This window comes from Geodermatophilus sp. SYSU D00684, assembly GCF_054050455.1.
This window is the reverse complement of record NZ_JBJGZI010000005.1, coordinates 96,609-111,759: the sequence shown is the minus strand read 5'-3', so window position 1 is coordinate 111,759 and position 15,151 is coordinate 96,609. Positions and strand designations below refer to the sequence as shown.

Here is a 15,151-nt window from a genome sequence, read left to right as displayed (position 1 = left end):
CGTCTCGGGCATGTCGGGACCACAGTCTGTCGCGCCGAGGATCACAGTGATCATCCCGTGCTTCAACGACGGGCGGTACATCCGGGAGACGGTCGCATCCATCCGTGAGCCGGAGGAGATAGCGGTCGTCGTGGTCGACGACTGCTCGACCGACCCGGCGACGCTGGACTGCTACCGGGCCCTGGAGACCCGCGGCGTCCGCGTCATCCGGCACGAGGCGAACAGGGGACAGGGCGCGGCGAGGAACACGGGGTTGTCCGTCACGACCACCCCGTACGTCTTCAACCTCGACTCGGACGACCTGCTCCTCCCCGGGGTGCTGTCGCGACTGGCCTCGTTGCTCGACGCCCATCCCGAAGCCGATGCGGCCTACGGCGACTACGAGGAGTTCGGAGCGAGCGAGGGCGTGCGGCGTACCGCCCGGACCCTCGATCCGTACCGCGTGGCCCACGTGAACAAGTCGCCCGGCCTGGCCATGTTCCGTCGGGAGGCCCTCGAGCGGGTGGGCGGGTGGTCGACGGCTCGCGGTTATGAGGACTGGGACCTGTGGATGACCTTCGCCGAGCAGGGGCGGGAGGTGGTGCACTCCGGCGAAGTCGTCTTCAGGTACCGGGTCGATCCCGGACGGAGCTTCGGCGGTCACCGCGCGGACCACACGGAGATCTACCGGAGACTGAAGGAGCGCCATCCGGGCCTGTTCTCCGAGTTGGGTCGGCACAGGCGGAAGTCGTCCCTGCCCTTCCACTGGAGGATGGCCTACCCACTGCTCTACGTCGGCGGGAGACCGCGCCTCGAAGGGGCGCGACGCGCAGTGCGACGTGTGGCCCCGTCCTGGGTCCCCGGGTCCTGAGTGGCGGGCCGTCGGTCGGCCTGGGATCGCCGGTGAGCGGGCTCCTGGTGGCGATGCCGTCGTCCCCGGTGCGTGTGCGGCCTGGCGGTCGGTGCACCCCGGTCCCGTCGGGTGGGGTCAGGAGCGGCGACGTCAGGCTCGTCTGCTGCCGACGCCGCTGCGCCGGCCTCGGGAGTGCTGTGGCGTGAGGAGGACTTCGAGGTCGTGCTGAGTGGTGGCATGGTCACGGCGACTCCCGTGTGGCTGGTCCGACGATCGCGGACCCTGTGGTCACTCGTGGTCCGGCGCGCGGGGAGGAGCACCGACGAACGGGCGCTGTCCCGCTACTACTCGACGTACCGGCGATCCGGGCGCACCTCACCTGCCTTCGTCCTGAGACATCCGCTGGCGAGCCTGCTGGCGCTCGTGGCGATCACGGGCCTGCCTTCACGAACCGCATCCCTGTCCGCGACACCTGCCGGTGTCGCCCTGTACGAGGCGCTGCGTCGGCCGGCCCTCTTCCGGGCGCCGCTCGGGATGACCGGCGTGTCCGTCCTGTCGATCCCCGAGGATCCTCGGGGATACCTGCACGAGCCGGGAAGGCAGACCCTCCGTCGCAAGTGGCGCGCAGCGCGGCGCAGCGGGCTCGTCTGTCGCAGCATCACGGACCCCGCGGAGCGGAGGTCCTTGCTGGAGGTGGCTGACCAGGCCGAGCGTTCACATCCGAACCCGCTCTACCGGAACGACCGCCCGGACAACGCAGAACTGTTCGAGTACGACCTCTGGATGGGGACGTTCTCCGCGACAGGGGAACCGCTCCTGCTCTCCGTGACGCCAACCGACGGTGAGTGGGCGTTGCTCCGGTACTTCCGGACGCTCGGCCGCGGACGTCAGTACAGCGACAGTCGCTACCTCGCCACCGTGGCCCTGGTGGAGGCGCTCCATCAGCGTGGTGTCCGCCATCTCGCGGACACCTGGCATCCGGGCGAGATACCCGAGGGCTTGAGACTCTTCCAGCGGTGGGTCGGCTACCGGATACAGCGCGTCACGGCTCGGATCGGCCCCAGTGGCACGACTTCGTAGCCGCTTCGTAGCCGCGCCAGGACCTCACGAATGCACCGCGGTCCCACCCACATCCCGTGGCTCCAGGCGGCATGGATGCCGGCATGCCCGTCCGCAGCAGGGACGCGCAGGCCTGCGAGTCCGAGGAGGGCAGAACCGAGCTCGCACGGGCCTGGGGGACCGTGCTAGGTTGTGCACAACTGGTCGGAGCGCCGACGTTCGCTCCGGTCTCGACCTCCACTGAGTCGAGAACCGGTCCTCGGCCTTCGAACCCATGGTCCTCTGCAGGGCCGTGGGCGGGGCCTCCGTGCTCCGGAGTGCACCGAAGGGTTCCGCTCAACAACGGCGCGTAGCCATTCCGAGCCATTCCGTGAGCAATTCATCTCGTCCACCGTGATGGCTGAAATGTGGCGGACAATTGGCGAGCGTGCTCTTTCGGTGCCACCATGTCTGGGCCGCGCCGAAGACGGAGGGCGCGGTGACGGGGGAGGGTCATGGTCGACGCCACGGGGGGCAGCGCTGTGTCGGGCGCGGGGACGAGGGTCCCGGAGACGATCACGCCGGTGGTCGCCACGAGGACTGCCCGCGGGCCTTCCGTCGAGGTGCCGGCCACTGAGCCCTGGTGGCTCGGGCGTGGTGTCGGGCCCTACCTGATCCTCGCCGACGTCGCGGCGTTCGCGGGCGCCACGCTCCTCACCCAACCGGGCTCTCCGCTCGCGCAGGGCCTCGCCCTCGTCTTCCTGCTCCTCGTCTTCTGGCGGGCCGGTCTCTACCGCTCACGGCTCACCCTGTCACTGCTCGACGACCTCCCCTACCTCCTCGCAGCGGTCGCCGTGGCGTGGGCGCTCAAGGTGGCCCTGATCTCCGTGATGCCGGGCGTGGACCCGCCGGCCCGGCAGGTCGTGCACGCGGGGGCGCTCCTCGCGGCCGTCCTGGTGGTCCGTTTCATCGCCTACCGCATCGTCCACTTCGCCCGGTGCCGCGGGCTGGTCCGGCACCGCACCCTCGTCATCGGGGCCGGCCTGGTGGGTGTCCGGGTGGCCGCGACCCTGCTCGAGCGCCGCTACTACGGCCTCGACCCGATCGGCTTCCTCGACAGCGACGTGCCCGACGAGTCGACGGACCTGCTCCCTGCCCCGTTGCTCGGCAGGTACGACCAACTCGCCGAGGTCATCAAGGAGCAGGCCATCCGCGACGTCATCGTGGCCTACGGAGGGGTGGACGAGGACGAGCTCGTCGACCTCCTGCGCACCTGCGACCGCCTGGACGTCGACGTGTTCATCGTGCCGCGACTCTTCGAGCTGCACGACGCCAACCGCTACACCGACGAGATCTGGGGCATCCCCCTCGTCCGCCGCCGGCGCTCGGTCTACCGCAGCCCCTGGTGGCGGGTGAAGCGGGCGGTCGACGCCGCCATCTCCGCGCTGTCGCTGTTGCTCCTCCTCCCGGTGCTCGCCGCCTGCGCCATCGCCGTCCGGCTCGAGGGTGGCCCGGGGATCATCTTCCGACAGGAGCGGGTCGGGCTGGACGGCCGGCCGTTCCAGGTGCTGAAGTTCCGATCGCTCAAGCCGGTGGACGATACCGAGTCTCAGACGAACTGGAACATCAAGCACGACGACCGGCTGGGCCCGGTGGGTCGGTTCCTGCGGGCGAGCTCGCTCGACGAGCTCCCCCAGCTCTGGAACATCTTCCGAGGGGACATGAGCCTGGTCGGCCCGCGGCCGGAACGCCCGCACTTCGTGGACCAGTTCTCCGCACACATCCCCCGGTACACCGCACGCCACCGGGTGCCCGCCGGGTTGACCGGGTGGGCCCAGGCGCACGGCCTGCGGGGGGACACCTCGATCGAGGACAGGGCCCGGTTCGACAACTACTACATCGAGAACTGGTCACCCTGGCTGGACGTGAAGATCGTCGTGAAGACCGTGGGGCAGGTCCTCAGGCGGCAGGGCGGCTGACCGTCGTCAGCGGGATCGCCAGCAGGACGGGTCGGCCGTCCGTTCACTGACGCCCGCCGCGGACGCCGCTCCGGTGGTCGGGGAGCGGCGTCCGCGGGTCACAGCGCCGCGAGGTGCTCGGCGTAGGTCCGCGGCGGGCGGCCGAGCAGCGTGGTGAGCACCCGCGGGCTGCCGGTGAACCCGTGTGCCCGGTACTCGGCGAACATGGTCGTCAGGCAGCGGCGGGTGTAGGAGCCGTCGTCCTCCGGTGGGGCGGCGTCGACGGCGGTGACCTGCCGGCCGAGGTGCCCGCCCACGAGCCGGGCGACGTCGGGCGCGGTCAGCTCCTCGGGGCCGGCCGCCTCGAAGGTGCCGCTGTCCAGGCCGTCCTCGGTGAGCAGCACGGCCGCGGCCTCGGCGACGTCGCGCAGGTCGACGAAGGACTGCGCCCGCTCCAGGCCCCACGGGCAGCGCAGCTCGCCGGTGGTGGCGGCCGCTGCGACGGCGTCGTCCAGGTTGTCGGCGTAGGCGCACGGCTGCAGCACCCGCCAGCGGGCACCGGTGCCGGCGACGGCGTCGTCGAGCGCCTCCTCGACGCGGTCCTTGGCGGCGTGGTGCGGCATCGACCGCACCTGGGGCCGGAGCACCGAGTGGTAGACCAGCCGCGCCGCCCCGGCCCGCGCGGCGGCGCGCAGCACGGCGGGCGCGGCGTCGGCCTCGCGCGGGTCGAAGTTCGGCCAGACCAGGTAGAGGGCGTCGGCACCGGCCAGCGCGGGCGCCGGGTCCCCGGCGAGGTCGGCGACGACGACCTCCGCGCCCAGCGCCTCGAGCTCCGGCCGCGGCCGCGGGGTGGCGACGACGGCGCGCACCCGCTCACCGCGGGCCCGCAACGCCCGGACGACCGCGGTGCCGGTGGGTCCGCCCGCGGCGGTCACGACGATCACCGGCCGACCCTAGATCGCCAGCTCAGGCGGGTGTGGCCGGGTCCGGGGGGACGGAGCCGGGCACGTCACCGGGTCCGGCGACGGCGGGTCGAGGCCGGTCCTGCGGGTGCAGGCGGACGGCGACCAGCGCGACGTCGTCGTCCGGGTGGCCGTCGACCATGTGCTCGACCAGCAGGTCGCACAGCTCCTGCAGCGGCCGGTCGCCGAGCTCGGCCAGCGCGGCGGTGAGCCGGGCGGTGCCGGCGTCGAGGTCGGCGTCGCGCCGCTCGACCAGGCCGTCGGTGTAGAGCAGCACGGTCGTGCCGCGGTCGAGCTCGACGACGGACTCGGTCCGCGGCCGCTCCGGGTCGACGCCGAGCAGCACGTCGGCCCGCTCGGGCGCCAGCACGCGCACCTCGCCGTCGGCCGTGAGCACGATGGGCGGGGTGTGGCCGGCGTTGGACCAGCGCATCCGGGTGGTGCCGCGCCCGACCTCCCCGGGCGTCTGCTCCAGCCGGGCGACGGCGGCGGTGGCGAGGGTGCCGAACTGCAGCAGCTCCATCGCGCGGTCCAGGTCGCGCAGCACCGCGGCCGGCCCGGCGCCGGTGGCGACGGCGATGCCGCGGACCAGGCTGCGCAGCTGGCCCATCGTCGCGGCGGCGGCGGCGTCGTGGCCGGCGACGTCACCGATGACGAGCGTCGTGGCGCCGTCGGCCTGCAGGAACGCGTCGTACCAGTCGCCGCCGACGGCGGCCGCCTCGGCGGCGGGGAAGTACCGGACGACGATCTCGGCGTGGTCCGGCTCGGGCGGCGCGGTGAGCATCGAGCGCTGCAGCTGCAGGGCCAGGTGCCGCTGGGCGCCGTAGAGGCGGGCGTTGTCGAGGGCCATCCCGAGGCGCTCGGCGACGTCACGGAGGGTGGCGACCTCGTCCGCGGTCGGGACGCGGCCGTCGGTGTAGAGCAGCGAGACCAGGCCCAGGGTGTGGCCGCGTCCGCGCAGGGGCAGGGCCACCGCCGCGCTGGGCGCCAGCCGGGACAGCAGCCTGCGGGGCTCGCCGGCCGGGGTGGTGGCGAGGGCCTCCTCGCCGGTCAGCAGGAGCGTGTCGCCGGTGGTGAGCGTCCGGCTCACCGCCGGGAGGCTGGTCAGCGCGGTCGCGCGGGAGCGGGCGTAGTCCTGCAGCAGCCCCCGCGACGCCTCGTCGGCGTGCCAGGAGCTCACGCCCCGGATGTGGCCGTGCTCGTCGAGGACGCTGACGATGCACGCGTCGGCGAGTGCGGGGACGACCATGCGGGGCACCTGGCCGGTGGCGACCTGGGCGTCCATCGACCCGGCCAGCTCGGTGCTGATGCGGGCCACGGTGAGCGTCCGCTCGGCGGCGCGGCGGAGCTCCTCCTGGGCGCGGACCCGGTCGGTGACCTCGATGAAGTAGACCGACAGGCCCTCCGCGGTCGGCCAGGCCCGCAGCTCGTACCAGCCGTCGAGCGGGGCGGGGTAGTAGGCGTCGAAGGACACCGGCCGGCGGGTCTCCACCGCGCGGCGGTAGCTCTCCTCGAACACCGAGCTGACGGCGGCGGGGAAGGCCTGCCAGATGTCCTCGCCGAGCAGGTCCTCGCGGCGGCGGCCCAGCAGCCGCTCGGCCTCGGCGTTGACGTGGGTGAAGCGCCAGTCGGGGCTCAGCGAGTAGAAGCCGGCGGGCATGGCCTCGAGGACCTGGGTGACGCCGAGGGACTCGCCGCGCTGGTCGGTGACGTCGTAGGCGGCGCCGAGCAGCCGGGTGGCCGCCCCGTCGACGCCGCTCAGCGCGCGGCCCTGGGCGGAGATCCAGCGGACGGCGCCGTCGGGCAGGGCGATGCGGTACAGCGCGCTGAAGTCGCCGCACTCGTCGACGGCGGCGTGCAGCGCGGCCATGACCTCGTCGCGGTCGTCCGGGTGCAGCCGGGCGGTGAAGCCCTCGATGCTGCGGTCGAAGCCCGCGCCGTCGTACCCGAACAGCGCCACGAGGCGCTCGTCCCAGTCGAGGACGCCGGTGCGGAGGTCCCAGTCGAAGGTGCCGATGCCGGCGGCCTGCATCGCCAGTTCACCGCGCAGGGCCGAGGCGATCTCGTCGATGTGCCGCTGCTCCGGAGCGCTGCCGAGCCGCCCGGTCCCGCCTGCGTCCCCCACTGCCGCCTTCCCGGTCGTGTACCCGCGTGCACGGGCGATCCCGTCCCGGTGGTTGGAGACGCGGTCCGCATCATGTGTACCCGGCCTATCCTGTTGCGAGCAACGCGTCCGGTGGAGATCACGGGGAAGCGCGTTCGGCGCGCGTCGCCACCAGGTGTGTCGCCACGTGTTCCGCGGGTAGCCACCCCGCATGGCCACGGGGGCCGTCCGTCGGCTGGGGGAGACGTGCCGTGGTGGGTGTGGGCGCTGGTGGTGTGGGTGGTCCTCGCGGCTGCCCTCGCGGTCGTCGTGGGCAAGGTGATCCGGGCGGCCGACCGGCGGGAGTCCCGGAGCGACCGGTCGGTGCCCGATGACGACGACGCGGCTCCGCCCGGGGGACGCCGGGCCTCGTGACCGCCCGCCCGGTCACCCCAGCAGGCCGGCCTCGGCCTTCGCCGTGAGCGCGGTGCGGACGGCGGCGTCGACGGTGGCCGAGAACTCGGGGTCCGCCTCGGCGCGGGCGAGGACGGCGTCGCGCATCTCGGGGTAGACGTCCTCGGTCACGGTGAGCACGAGCGTGCCGCCGGCCTCGAGGAAGCGGACGGCGCGGTCGCCGGACGGCACGTCCTCGAACGCCGCGGCCGCGCCGACGTCGTCGGTGATCACCACGCCGTCGAAGCCGAGGAACCCGCGCAGCAGCGTCGTGACCACCTGTCGAGAGAAGGTGGCCGGCGCGCCGGGGTCCAGCCGGGGGTAGGTGGCCGACGAGAGCATCACGAACGGGTCGGCGTCGGAGCGGGCGAGCTCGCCGAAGGCGGCCACCTGCTCGCTGTTGGCCGTGGTCACGTCGTCGGTGACGCCGGCGGCCTCGTCGGTGTTGGCGTCGACCAGCCCGAGCCCCGGGAAGTGCTTGAGCGTCGCGGTGACGCCGTGGGCGGCCAGGCCGTCGACGACGGCGCGCACGTCGGGGACGACGTCGGCCGCGGTGTTCCCGTACTGGCGGCCGAACGCGCCGATCGGGTCGTTCGCGGCCTCCGTGCCGGCCGGGACGACGTCGGCCACCGGGGCGAGGTCCAGGTTGATCCCGGCCGCGGCGAGCTGCGCGCCGAGGGTGCCGGCCAGGGCGGTGAGCTGCTCGGGCGGGAGCTGCCCCTGCTCGTCCGCGGGAGGCAGCCGGTCGAAGCCCGGGCCCTGCAGCGCCTGCACCTGCCCGCCCTCCTGGTCGACGGCGACCCAGGGCCGCGGCCCGGGCGCGGTTCCCGTCCAGCGCCCGGTGACGGCGGCGAGGTCGCTCGCCGCGGCCTGCGACCGACCGGCGAGGAAGACGCCGCCCACGCCGTCGGCGACCAGGGCGTCGCCGGGGGAGAGGTCCTCGAGTGGGACCCCGACGACGAACAGCTGCGCCACCTGCCCCCGGCGGTCCATCGCCGCCAGTGCGGCGTCCACCTGCTGCGCGACCGGGTCCGCGGGCGGCGTCGTCGGCTCGGCCGACGAGGTCGGCGCCGCGCTGCTGCTCGACGGGCTGCGGCTCGGCTCCGCGCCGGTGTCCGGGGAGTCCGAGCAGGCGGCGAGGACCAGGCAGAGGAGCGCGAGGAGGGCGGCCGGGCGGGTCCGGACGGGCGGGCGCATCGGGCTCCTCGGACGGGGACGGCGGGCGGTCTCCCCAGTGTGCAGCCCCGGGACGACGGCCCGGCGCGGCACCATGGGCGGGTGCGGACGGCGTGGGTGCGGGCGGGCGTGCTGCTCGCCGTCCTCGGCCTCGCGACGGTCCTGGCGCTGACCGTGGACCTCCCGGACGTCGCCGCGGTGCGCCGCTGGCTCGAGGGTGCCGGGAACCCCGGGCTGTTCGTGCTCACGGCCGCCGTCGGCCTGGTGCTGGTCGGCCCGGTGCCGCGGACGGCCGTGTCCGTGCTGCTCGGTGTCGTGCTCGGGTTCTGGACCGGGCTGGCCGTCGCCCTGGCCGGCGGGATGCTGGGCGGGCTGGTGGCGTTCGCCCTGTCCCGGACGCTCGGCCGGGACGCCGTCACCCGGCTGGGCGGTCCCCGGCTGGCCGCGGTCGACCGGGCGCTGGCCGGCCGTGGGTTCGTCGCGGTCCTGGCCGGGCGGCTGCTGCCGGTGGTGCCGTTCAGCGTCCTGAGCCACGCCGCCGGGCTGTCGGCCGTGCCGCTGGGGCCCTACACCGCGGCGACCGCCCTCGGTCTCGTGCCGGGGACGGTGCTGCAGGTCGGGGTGGGGGCGTCCGTGCCGGAGCTGTCGGCGTGGGCCGCGGGCGCCGGGTCGCCGCTCGTGGTGGTGGTCGCCGCGGGCGTGCTGGCCGTCCTGGGCGTCGTGTGGCTGCGCCGTCGGCGGGGATCGACAGCGGTGAGGCGGCCGCACGTGCGCTGACGCCCACCGCAGACGCCACTCCGGCCTCGCGACGGCGGCGCCCCTCGTCCGGCCGCCGGGAGCGGCCGCACCGGGAGGAGCGGTCAGGGCGCCGCGCGCCGGGTGATCCGCGAGGCGACGCCGGGCACGGCCGCTCGGTCCGCCGACCTGGGGCGGCGGACCCGCCAGCGTCTCTCGGCGGGGCGCTCGACGAGGGTGTGGAGGGCCCAGGCCGCGAGGACCGACAGGACGAGCGCGGTGCCGGCGAGGACGAGGCCGAGGCCCGCGGACGGGACGTCCCCCGGGACCGTGATCAGCGTCAGGGTCCAGATGACCGGGTCGTGGACGAGGTAGAAGGCGAAGGACCACTCGCCGAGCCGGACGGACACGGGCCGGGCGAGGATCGACCGGGCGCCCCGCAGGTCCCTCTCGGCCGCCGCGAGCAGGATCAGCGCGAACGGGACGACGACGAGAGCATGGGTGAACAGGCCCTGTCCGGCCGGCCCGGCGAGCACGGTCGCCGCGGCGCCGACGCCACAGGCCACCGGGAACGGGAAGCGCAGGCGGACGCCGTCGCGCAGCTGGAGACCGAGCACGCAGCCGAGGACGAACTCCGGGAGGCGGGCGAGCGGCAGGTAGACGACGGCCCACACGTGCAGTGCCGGGTCCAGGGGCGACAGGGTGACCGCCAGGGGGATCGTCACGGTCGCGATCACCGCCCCGGTCGCGACGGCCCACCGCCGGGCGACGGACAGGGCGTACAGCCGGGGGACGAGGAAGGGCAGCAGCAGGTAGAAGAACGCCTCGCACGAGAGGCTCCAGGCCGGACCGTTGATCCTCTGCAGCCCCGGCACCCAGGACTGCAGGAGCGGGATGCCCAGGACGAAGGCGGCGGCCTCTGCCCGGGGACGGCCGCCGATCATCCCGATGGAGACCACGGTGAGGACGCCGGCGACCACCCAGGTCACGAGGTGGTTGGGGAGGATGCGCGCGGCGCGGCGGCGGAGCTGGGCGCGGACGGGGTCCTCGGGACGCCAGGTCCAGGACAGCACTGCGCCCGAGAGGACGAAGAAGAAGGAGACCGCTGCTGCACCCAGCGCGAAGGCGGACGTCTCCGGGGGCTGCACGCCCAGGGGCCGCAGCCCGCGGATGTGGACGAGGAAGACCATGAAGGCCGCGACGGCGCGCAACCCGGTCAGTGTGGGCAGCCGGCCCACAGGCACTGACGCAGCGACCACGCGGACCTCCCGGTGCGGAGAGGAGCTGTCAGGGCACCTCAGGCGGCCGGCCGGGGGCGATCGGCACCGGGTGTGGCCGGATGGCCGGGCACCTCGCGGCCGGACCGCCACAGGGAGGACGAGTCCCCGCTGCCTGCCCGCCCGCACCACCGCACCGGAGACTCGCCGTGCGGCGGGGAGAGAGCCTGCATCGTCACTCCTCGGGTCCGGGGGGCCCGAGTGAAGTGCCTCGCGTCCGGCGGTGTCAACGTGCCCGCGAACGGGTGACCCGGTCACGGCGTGGCGGCCCGACCGGCGCCGGAGCAGGTCCACGACGACCGACGGTGGGCGACCGGTGTCGACCGGCGCCGACCGGCCGGTGCCGACGGACCGGCGTCGACCCGTCGTCCGGATCGGGCGGCCCCGGCGCGGACCCGGCCGTGCAGCACAGCGGTGACGGAGCGGGCACCGGGGACCGGGGTGGTCCGGGGCCGCGGAAACACCTCCGCCGGGGTGCCGGATCCCTCCTGGTTCGCCGGCCAGCACGACGTCCGCGCCATGCGCACAGGGGCTCGGCCGAGCGGAGCGCACCGGCCGCCACCTGCGTCGGACGGACCCCGATCCGCCGCGCGGCCGATCCGGGCTCCCGTGTGGAGGCGACGTGCGCCGGACCGCCTCCGGGCCGGTCTCCGGCCCCTATGCTGCGGCGGTGCGCGGGCAGAGGCGGCCGCGAGCCGGTGTCGTCGCAGCGACCGCGGCGGTCGCCGTCGTGGTCGTCGGTCTCACGCTCGCGACCGGTGTGCACTGGTCCTACCCGCGCCCGGTCACGACGGTGGCGGTCGCGGTCGCCGTCGTGCTGGCCACCCTCATCGGTCGCCGGCTGCTGCCCGCGACCTGGCGGCCGTCCGGGATCCTGCCCGTGGCCCTCGCGAGCGTCGCCGCGTACGTGTTCCTCCGGATCGCGGTGTCGGCGCGCTGGACCGAGTTCACCGACCACGACCTGCTGGAGCCCTTCGAGGGCGAGGTCGACGACTTCCCGACCTGGCTGTTCGCCGGCCTGGGAGGCGCGGGACTGCTCGTCTTCGTCGCCCTGGTCGACCGGTGGGCACGGCGCCGTCCCGGGGACGACGAACGGTCCTGACCCGCGGGCACGCGGCCCGGGCCTCAGCCGAGCAGGTCCGCCCAGCGGGCCCACGCCTCCGTCAGGCGCATCCCCTCCGCGAGGCCGAACACCGGCCGGTACCCCAGCAGCGACTCCGCCTTGCCGGTCCGGACCCGCGCCCGCTTGGCGAGGTAGCCGACCACCCACGGCCGGGTGGGGATCGGCGCGCGCTCCCCGGAGTCCTCCCCGAGGCGCCCCGGAGCGGGTGCGTCCTGGACCCACCGCCGGCCGGAGCCGACCAGCCGGGGTGCCACCCGCCCGGCGACCGTGCGCGCCAGCGTCCCCTCCCGGGTAGCCAGCAACCGCCGGCGCACGTCCCGCTCGTCGCGGAGGACCCGCAGCGCCTCGGTGACCAGCCACGGCCGCCGCCGCGACGCCTCCCACAGCGCGAGTGCCTCGGCCTCGCTCATGGCCACCGTCGAGGAGCGGCCGAGCATCCGCTCGAAGTGCCCGAAGAAGTCCGCCCAGGTCGGGTGCTCCGGACCTGAGACGAGGATGCGCTCGCCGGCCGCGGAGTCACGGGTCGCGGCGAGCAGCAGGGCGGTCACGACGTCGTCGACGTAGACCGCGTTGCAGGTGCCCGTGCCACCGTCGACCAGCACGAGACGCCCGGTGTGCATCTCCTCGAGGACGTCCGCGGCGTGGACCGTCCCGCGCGGCCCGTAGACCACCGTCGGCTGCAGGACCGTGACGGGGACGCCGAGCCGGGCACCCGTCGCGAGCACCAGGCGCTCGCCGGCGAGCTTGTTGTCGCTGTAGACGTCCCCGGGCGGTGCGTCGGGCGTGTGCTCGTCGACGTCGCCGTCCCGCGGCAGGTCGTACACGGCGAAGCTGCTCACGTGCACCACCCGCGCACCGGCGCGGGCAGCCGCCTCGACCACCTCGCCCGAGGCGTCCACGTCGACCGCGCGCCGGTGGCCGGCGTCGCCGCCGCTGCCCTTGGCGCAGTTGAACACCACGGTGCAGCCGGCCACCGCCCGTCGCACCGCCTCCGGGTCGGCGAGGTCGCCCATCTGCACCTCGACCGGGAAGCGCGCGGCGGCGCTGCCGGTGGCGACCCGCCGCACCAGGATCCGCACCTGCGCCCCGCACTCGGCGACGAGCCGCTCGACGAGGCGCCCGCCCAGGAAGCCGGAGGACCCCAGGACGAGGACGCGCTGGTCGCGCAGCGGCGAGTCCGTGGTCACCGGGGCCCCCCGACGGAGGAGTACGCCTCGGGGTAGTCCCAGGGCATCCGCCAGGGCTGGCGCAGGGCGTAGCAGGCCTCCGCCAGCGCCACGACCCGCCGTCCCTCCGCCCCGGTGACGATCGACGAGGGGCCGCCCCGGACCGCGCGGACGAACTCGGCGAGCTGCCGGCCGAAGACCGTGGGCAGGGGCGCCCGGGCGAACACGTCGTCGGCGACGGCGCCCGTGACCGCCACGTCCCCGCCCCCAGGGGTGAGCCGGACGACGGCGGGCTCGAAGACGCCGATCTCCACGGTGCCCCGCTCGCACTCGACGACGACGGTGTCCCGCAGGTCGCGGGTGCGGCTGAGCTCGACGACCACGGGCGCGCCGCCGGCGAGTTCGAGCTCCAGCTCGCACTCGGTCTCGATCCCGCCACGCGCGTCGTCGCGCGCCGAGACGGGCCGCATGTCGCCCAGCCACCAGAGCAGCAGGTCGAGCAGGTGCACGCCGAAGTCGAGCAGCACGCCGCCGCCCGCCTCCGGGGACAGTGCAGACGGCGACGCGTGCGGCCACCGCCCCCCGGCGCTCTGGCGGACGTCCACGCGGCGGACGTCCCCGAGGGTCCGCGCCGCGAAGAACTGCCGGGTGAACCGCGCCACGGGGAAGTGACGGAAGTCGTGGCCCACGGCGAGCACCGCCCCGCTCGACGCGGCGGCCTCGAGCAGCCGGTCGCACTCGGCGGCGGTGCGGGCCATGGGCTTCTCGACCAGGAGGGAGACGCCGTCGGCGAGGAGCGCGGCGCCGACGGTGGCGTGCACCGGGTTGGGTGCGGCCAGCAGCACCGCGTCGACCCGACCGCGCAGGTCCTCGTGGCCCGGGAGCGCCGCGGCTCCCGGGAAGCGGGACGCGAGCGCACCGGCGCGTTCGACGTCGGGATCGACGAAGGCCACGACCTGCACGTCGGGCGCCGCGAGCAGGGCCGGCAGGTGGTAGCGCTCGGTGACCGCGCCGCAGCCGACCACGCCCAGGCGCAGGGGCGTCACGTCCGCCCCCTCGGCGCGGGCCGCGCGGCCGGGGCGCCGGCGGTCCCCGCCGCGACGAGCATGGCCGCGGACAGTACTACGGCGGACGGTGACCGGACGGTCGTCGCGATCCCGCTCGCCACGTCAGGTGTCCGCCTGCCTGACCCGGTGGTCCCCCCGGGCCGCCACCGTGCCGTGGTCCGGCGGGGGCGTGCTCACGCGCCCGGCCCTGCGTCGCGCCCACGAACGGACCGGGACCTCCACGAACCGGTGGGACAGCCAGGCGACCGGCACGGCCACCAGCGCGGCCCCGGCCCGCCAGCCCCGGCCGGTGTCCGTCGCGTCCTGCACGAAGCCCATGAGCGGGCCGTGCCACAGGTACAGGCCGTAGGACAGCACGCCGATGACGACGACGGGACGCAGCGACAGGACGCTGCGCACCCAGGACGGCGCCGCGTGGTCCATCCCGACGACGGCTGCGGCGGAGGCGAGCCCGACGACCGCGCTGCCGGGGACCAGCACGGCGTACGTCTCGGAGCGGAACAGGAGCGGGGCGGCGCCAATCCCCGCGACGCCCAGCCAGAACACCCAGGCCCTCGGACGCCAGCCGATCCGCACGGCGATCGCGACGGCGCAGCCGTACAGCAGGGCGTCGGCGCGCTCGAGGCTCCCCATGCCCAGGAGGGAGACCGGCGCGCCCGCCGACGCCAGGACGACCCGCCAGGCCAGCGATGCGACGCAGACGGCCAGCGTCGTCCGGAGCGCGGCCCGCAGCCCCCAGCGGCGGACCAGGACGAGGAGCACCAGCGGCCACACGAGGTAGAAGTGCTCCTCCACCGCGAGCGACCAGGTCGGTCCGTAGACGGGCACGGCATCGGGGTCCAGGACCTGCACGTAGTTGGCGGTGTAGGTCAGGGCCGGCAGCGTGCCCCGGAGCGACGCGTGGTCCCCCTGCACCAGCAGGACGGTGTCGCAGACCGCCACCACGAGCAGGAGCGCGGGGACCAGGCGGGCGGCCCGGCGCAGGTAGAAGCCGGACAGGGACACCCGCCCCCGTCCGTCCCGCTCGTCTAGCAGCAGCGACGTGATCAGGTAGCCCGAGAGCCCGAAGAAGAGCCCCACGCCGACGTAGCCGAGGTCGAGCCGGGTCGCGCCCATGGTGTGCTGCGTGACCACCAGGAGCACCGCGACCGCGCGGACGCCGTCGAGCCAGGGCCGGTACCCCCCGGCGACCGGAGCGGGACCGGCGACTGCCGGGGGCTGGGCCGAACCCATCGGCGGAGTGTGGCAAGCCGGTCCGCGTCCCACCAGGGCCGTCGCGAT

13 protein-coding genes are annotated in these 15,151 nt (G+C 75.0%); 6 read left to right on the top strand and 7 right to left on the bottom strand.

The window, feature by feature from the left end; translation table 11 throughout:
- The first annotated feature begins 46 nt into the window (after positions 1-46).
- The 3 genes from ACI79L_RS04985 (at position 47) to ACI79L_RS04975 (ending at position 3,849) form a co-directional block, all read left to right on the top strand.
- Positions 47-850, top strand: coding sequence for a glycosyltransferase family 2 protein (locus ACI79L_RS04985; RefSeq protein ID WP_456935710.1), 804 nt, complete (start codon positions 47-49; stop codon positions 848-850).
- Between the two features lie 204 nt (positions 851-1,054).
- Entirely contained in the window at positions 1,055-1,912 is an 858-nt protein-coding gene (locus ACI79L_RS04980) for a hypothetical protein (RefSeq protein ID WP_456935709.1), read from the top strand.
- A 581-nt stretch (positions 1,913-2,493) separates the two neighbouring features.
- Entirely contained in the window at positions 2,494-3,849 is a 1,356-nt protein-coding gene (locus ACI79L_RS04975; RefSeq protein ID WP_456935708.1) for a sugar transferase, read from the top strand.
- 98 nt (positions 3,850-3,947) lie between these two features.
- On the opposite strand, the gene ACI79L_RS04970 is transcribed toward ACI79L_RS04975, so the two are convergent.
- Both ACI79L_RS04970 and ACI79L_RS04965 read right to left on the bottom strand, forming a co-directional pair.
- Positions 3,948-4,772: an SDR family oxidoreductase gene (locus tag ACI79L_RS04970; protein WP_456935707.1), complete on the bottom strand. Its 825-nt coding sequence runs from the start codon at positions 4,770-4,772 to the stop codon at positions 3,948-3,950.
- A gap of 22 nt (positions 4,773-4,794) precedes the next feature.
- Positions 4,795-6,915, bottom strand: coding sequence for a SpoIIE family protein phosphatase (locus tag ACI79L_RS04965; protein ID WP_456935706.1), 2,121 nt, complete (start codon positions 6,913-6,915; stop codon positions 4,795-4,797).
- A 225-nt stretch (positions 6,916-7,140) separates the two neighbouring features.
- Here ACI79L_RS04965 and ACI79L_RS04960 point away from each other — a divergent pair, with 225 nt between their 5' ends.
- Positions 7,141-7,308 carry a hypothetical protein gene (locus ACI79L_RS04960; protein WP_456935705.1) on the top strand — a complete coding sequence of 56 codons (168 nt, stop codon included), beginning with the start codon at positions 7,141-7,143 and terminating at the stop codon, positions 7,306-7,308.
- A gap of 12 nt (positions 7,309-7,320) precedes the next feature.
- On the opposite strand, the gene ACI79L_RS04955 is transcribed toward ACI79L_RS04960, so the two are convergent.
- Entirely contained in the window at positions 7,321-8,523 is a 1,203-nt protein-coding gene (locus tag ACI79L_RS04955) for a glycoside hydrolase family 3 N-terminal domain-containing protein (RefSeq protein ID WP_456935704.1), read from the bottom strand.
- Between the two features lie 81 nt (positions 8,524-8,604).
- Here ACI79L_RS04955 and ACI79L_RS04950 point away from each other — a divergent pair, with 81 nt between their 5' ends.
- Positions 8,605-9,279, top strand: coding sequence for a TVP38/TMEM64 family protein (locus ACI79L_RS04950; protein ID WP_456935703.1), 675 nt, complete (start codon positions 8,605-8,607; stop codon positions 9,277-9,279).
- An 83-nt stretch (positions 9,280-9,362) separates the two neighbouring features.
- Here ACI79L_RS04950 and ACI79L_RS04945 read toward each other — a convergent pair whose 3' ends face one another.
- Complete coding sequence (locus tag ACI79L_RS04945) at positions 9,363-10,448, bottom strand: acyltransferase family protein (RefSeq protein WP_456935702.1); 1,086 nt, start codon at positions 10,446-10,448, stop codon at positions 9,363-9,365.
- A gap of 736 nt (positions 10,449-11,184) precedes the next feature.
- On the opposite strand from ACI79L_RS04945, the gene ACI79L_RS04940 reads away from it, so the two are divergent.
- On the top strand, positions 11,185-11,616 hold the full coding sequence (locus ACI79L_RS04940; RefSeq protein ID WP_456935701.1) for a hypothetical protein: 432 nt from the start codon (positions 11,185-11,187) through the stop codon (positions 11,614-11,616).
- Positions 11,617-11,639: 23 nt separating this feature from the next.
- On the opposite strand, the gene ACI79L_RS04935 is transcribed toward ACI79L_RS04940, so the two are convergent.
- From ACI79L_RS04935 to ACI79L_RS04925, 3 genes are all read right to left on the bottom strand, one after another.
- The gene (locus ACI79L_RS04935; protein WP_456935700.1) at positions 11,640-12,824 is read right to left on the bottom strand and encodes an NAD-dependent epimerase/dehydratase family protein; all 1,185 of its coding nucleotides are present in this window, start codon (positions 12,822-12,824) and stop codon (positions 11,640-11,642) included.
- A complete protein-coding gene (locus ACI79L_RS04930) occupies positions 12,821-13,849 on the bottom strand; it encodes a Gfo/Idh/MocA family protein (RefSeq protein ID WP_456935699.1) in 1,029 nt (342 codons plus the stop codon). Before ACI79L_RS04930 ends, ACI79L_RS04935 begins: the two co-directional genes overlap by 4 nt.
- A gap of 123 nt (positions 13,850-13,972) precedes the next feature.
- Positions 13,973-15,103, bottom strand: a complete 1,131-nt coding sequence (locus ACI79L_RS04925; RefSeq protein ID WP_456935698.1) for an acyltransferase family protein — start codon at positions 15,101-15,103, stop codon at positions 13,973-13,975.
- Between the last annotated feature and the right edge of the window lie 48 nt (positions 15,104-15,151).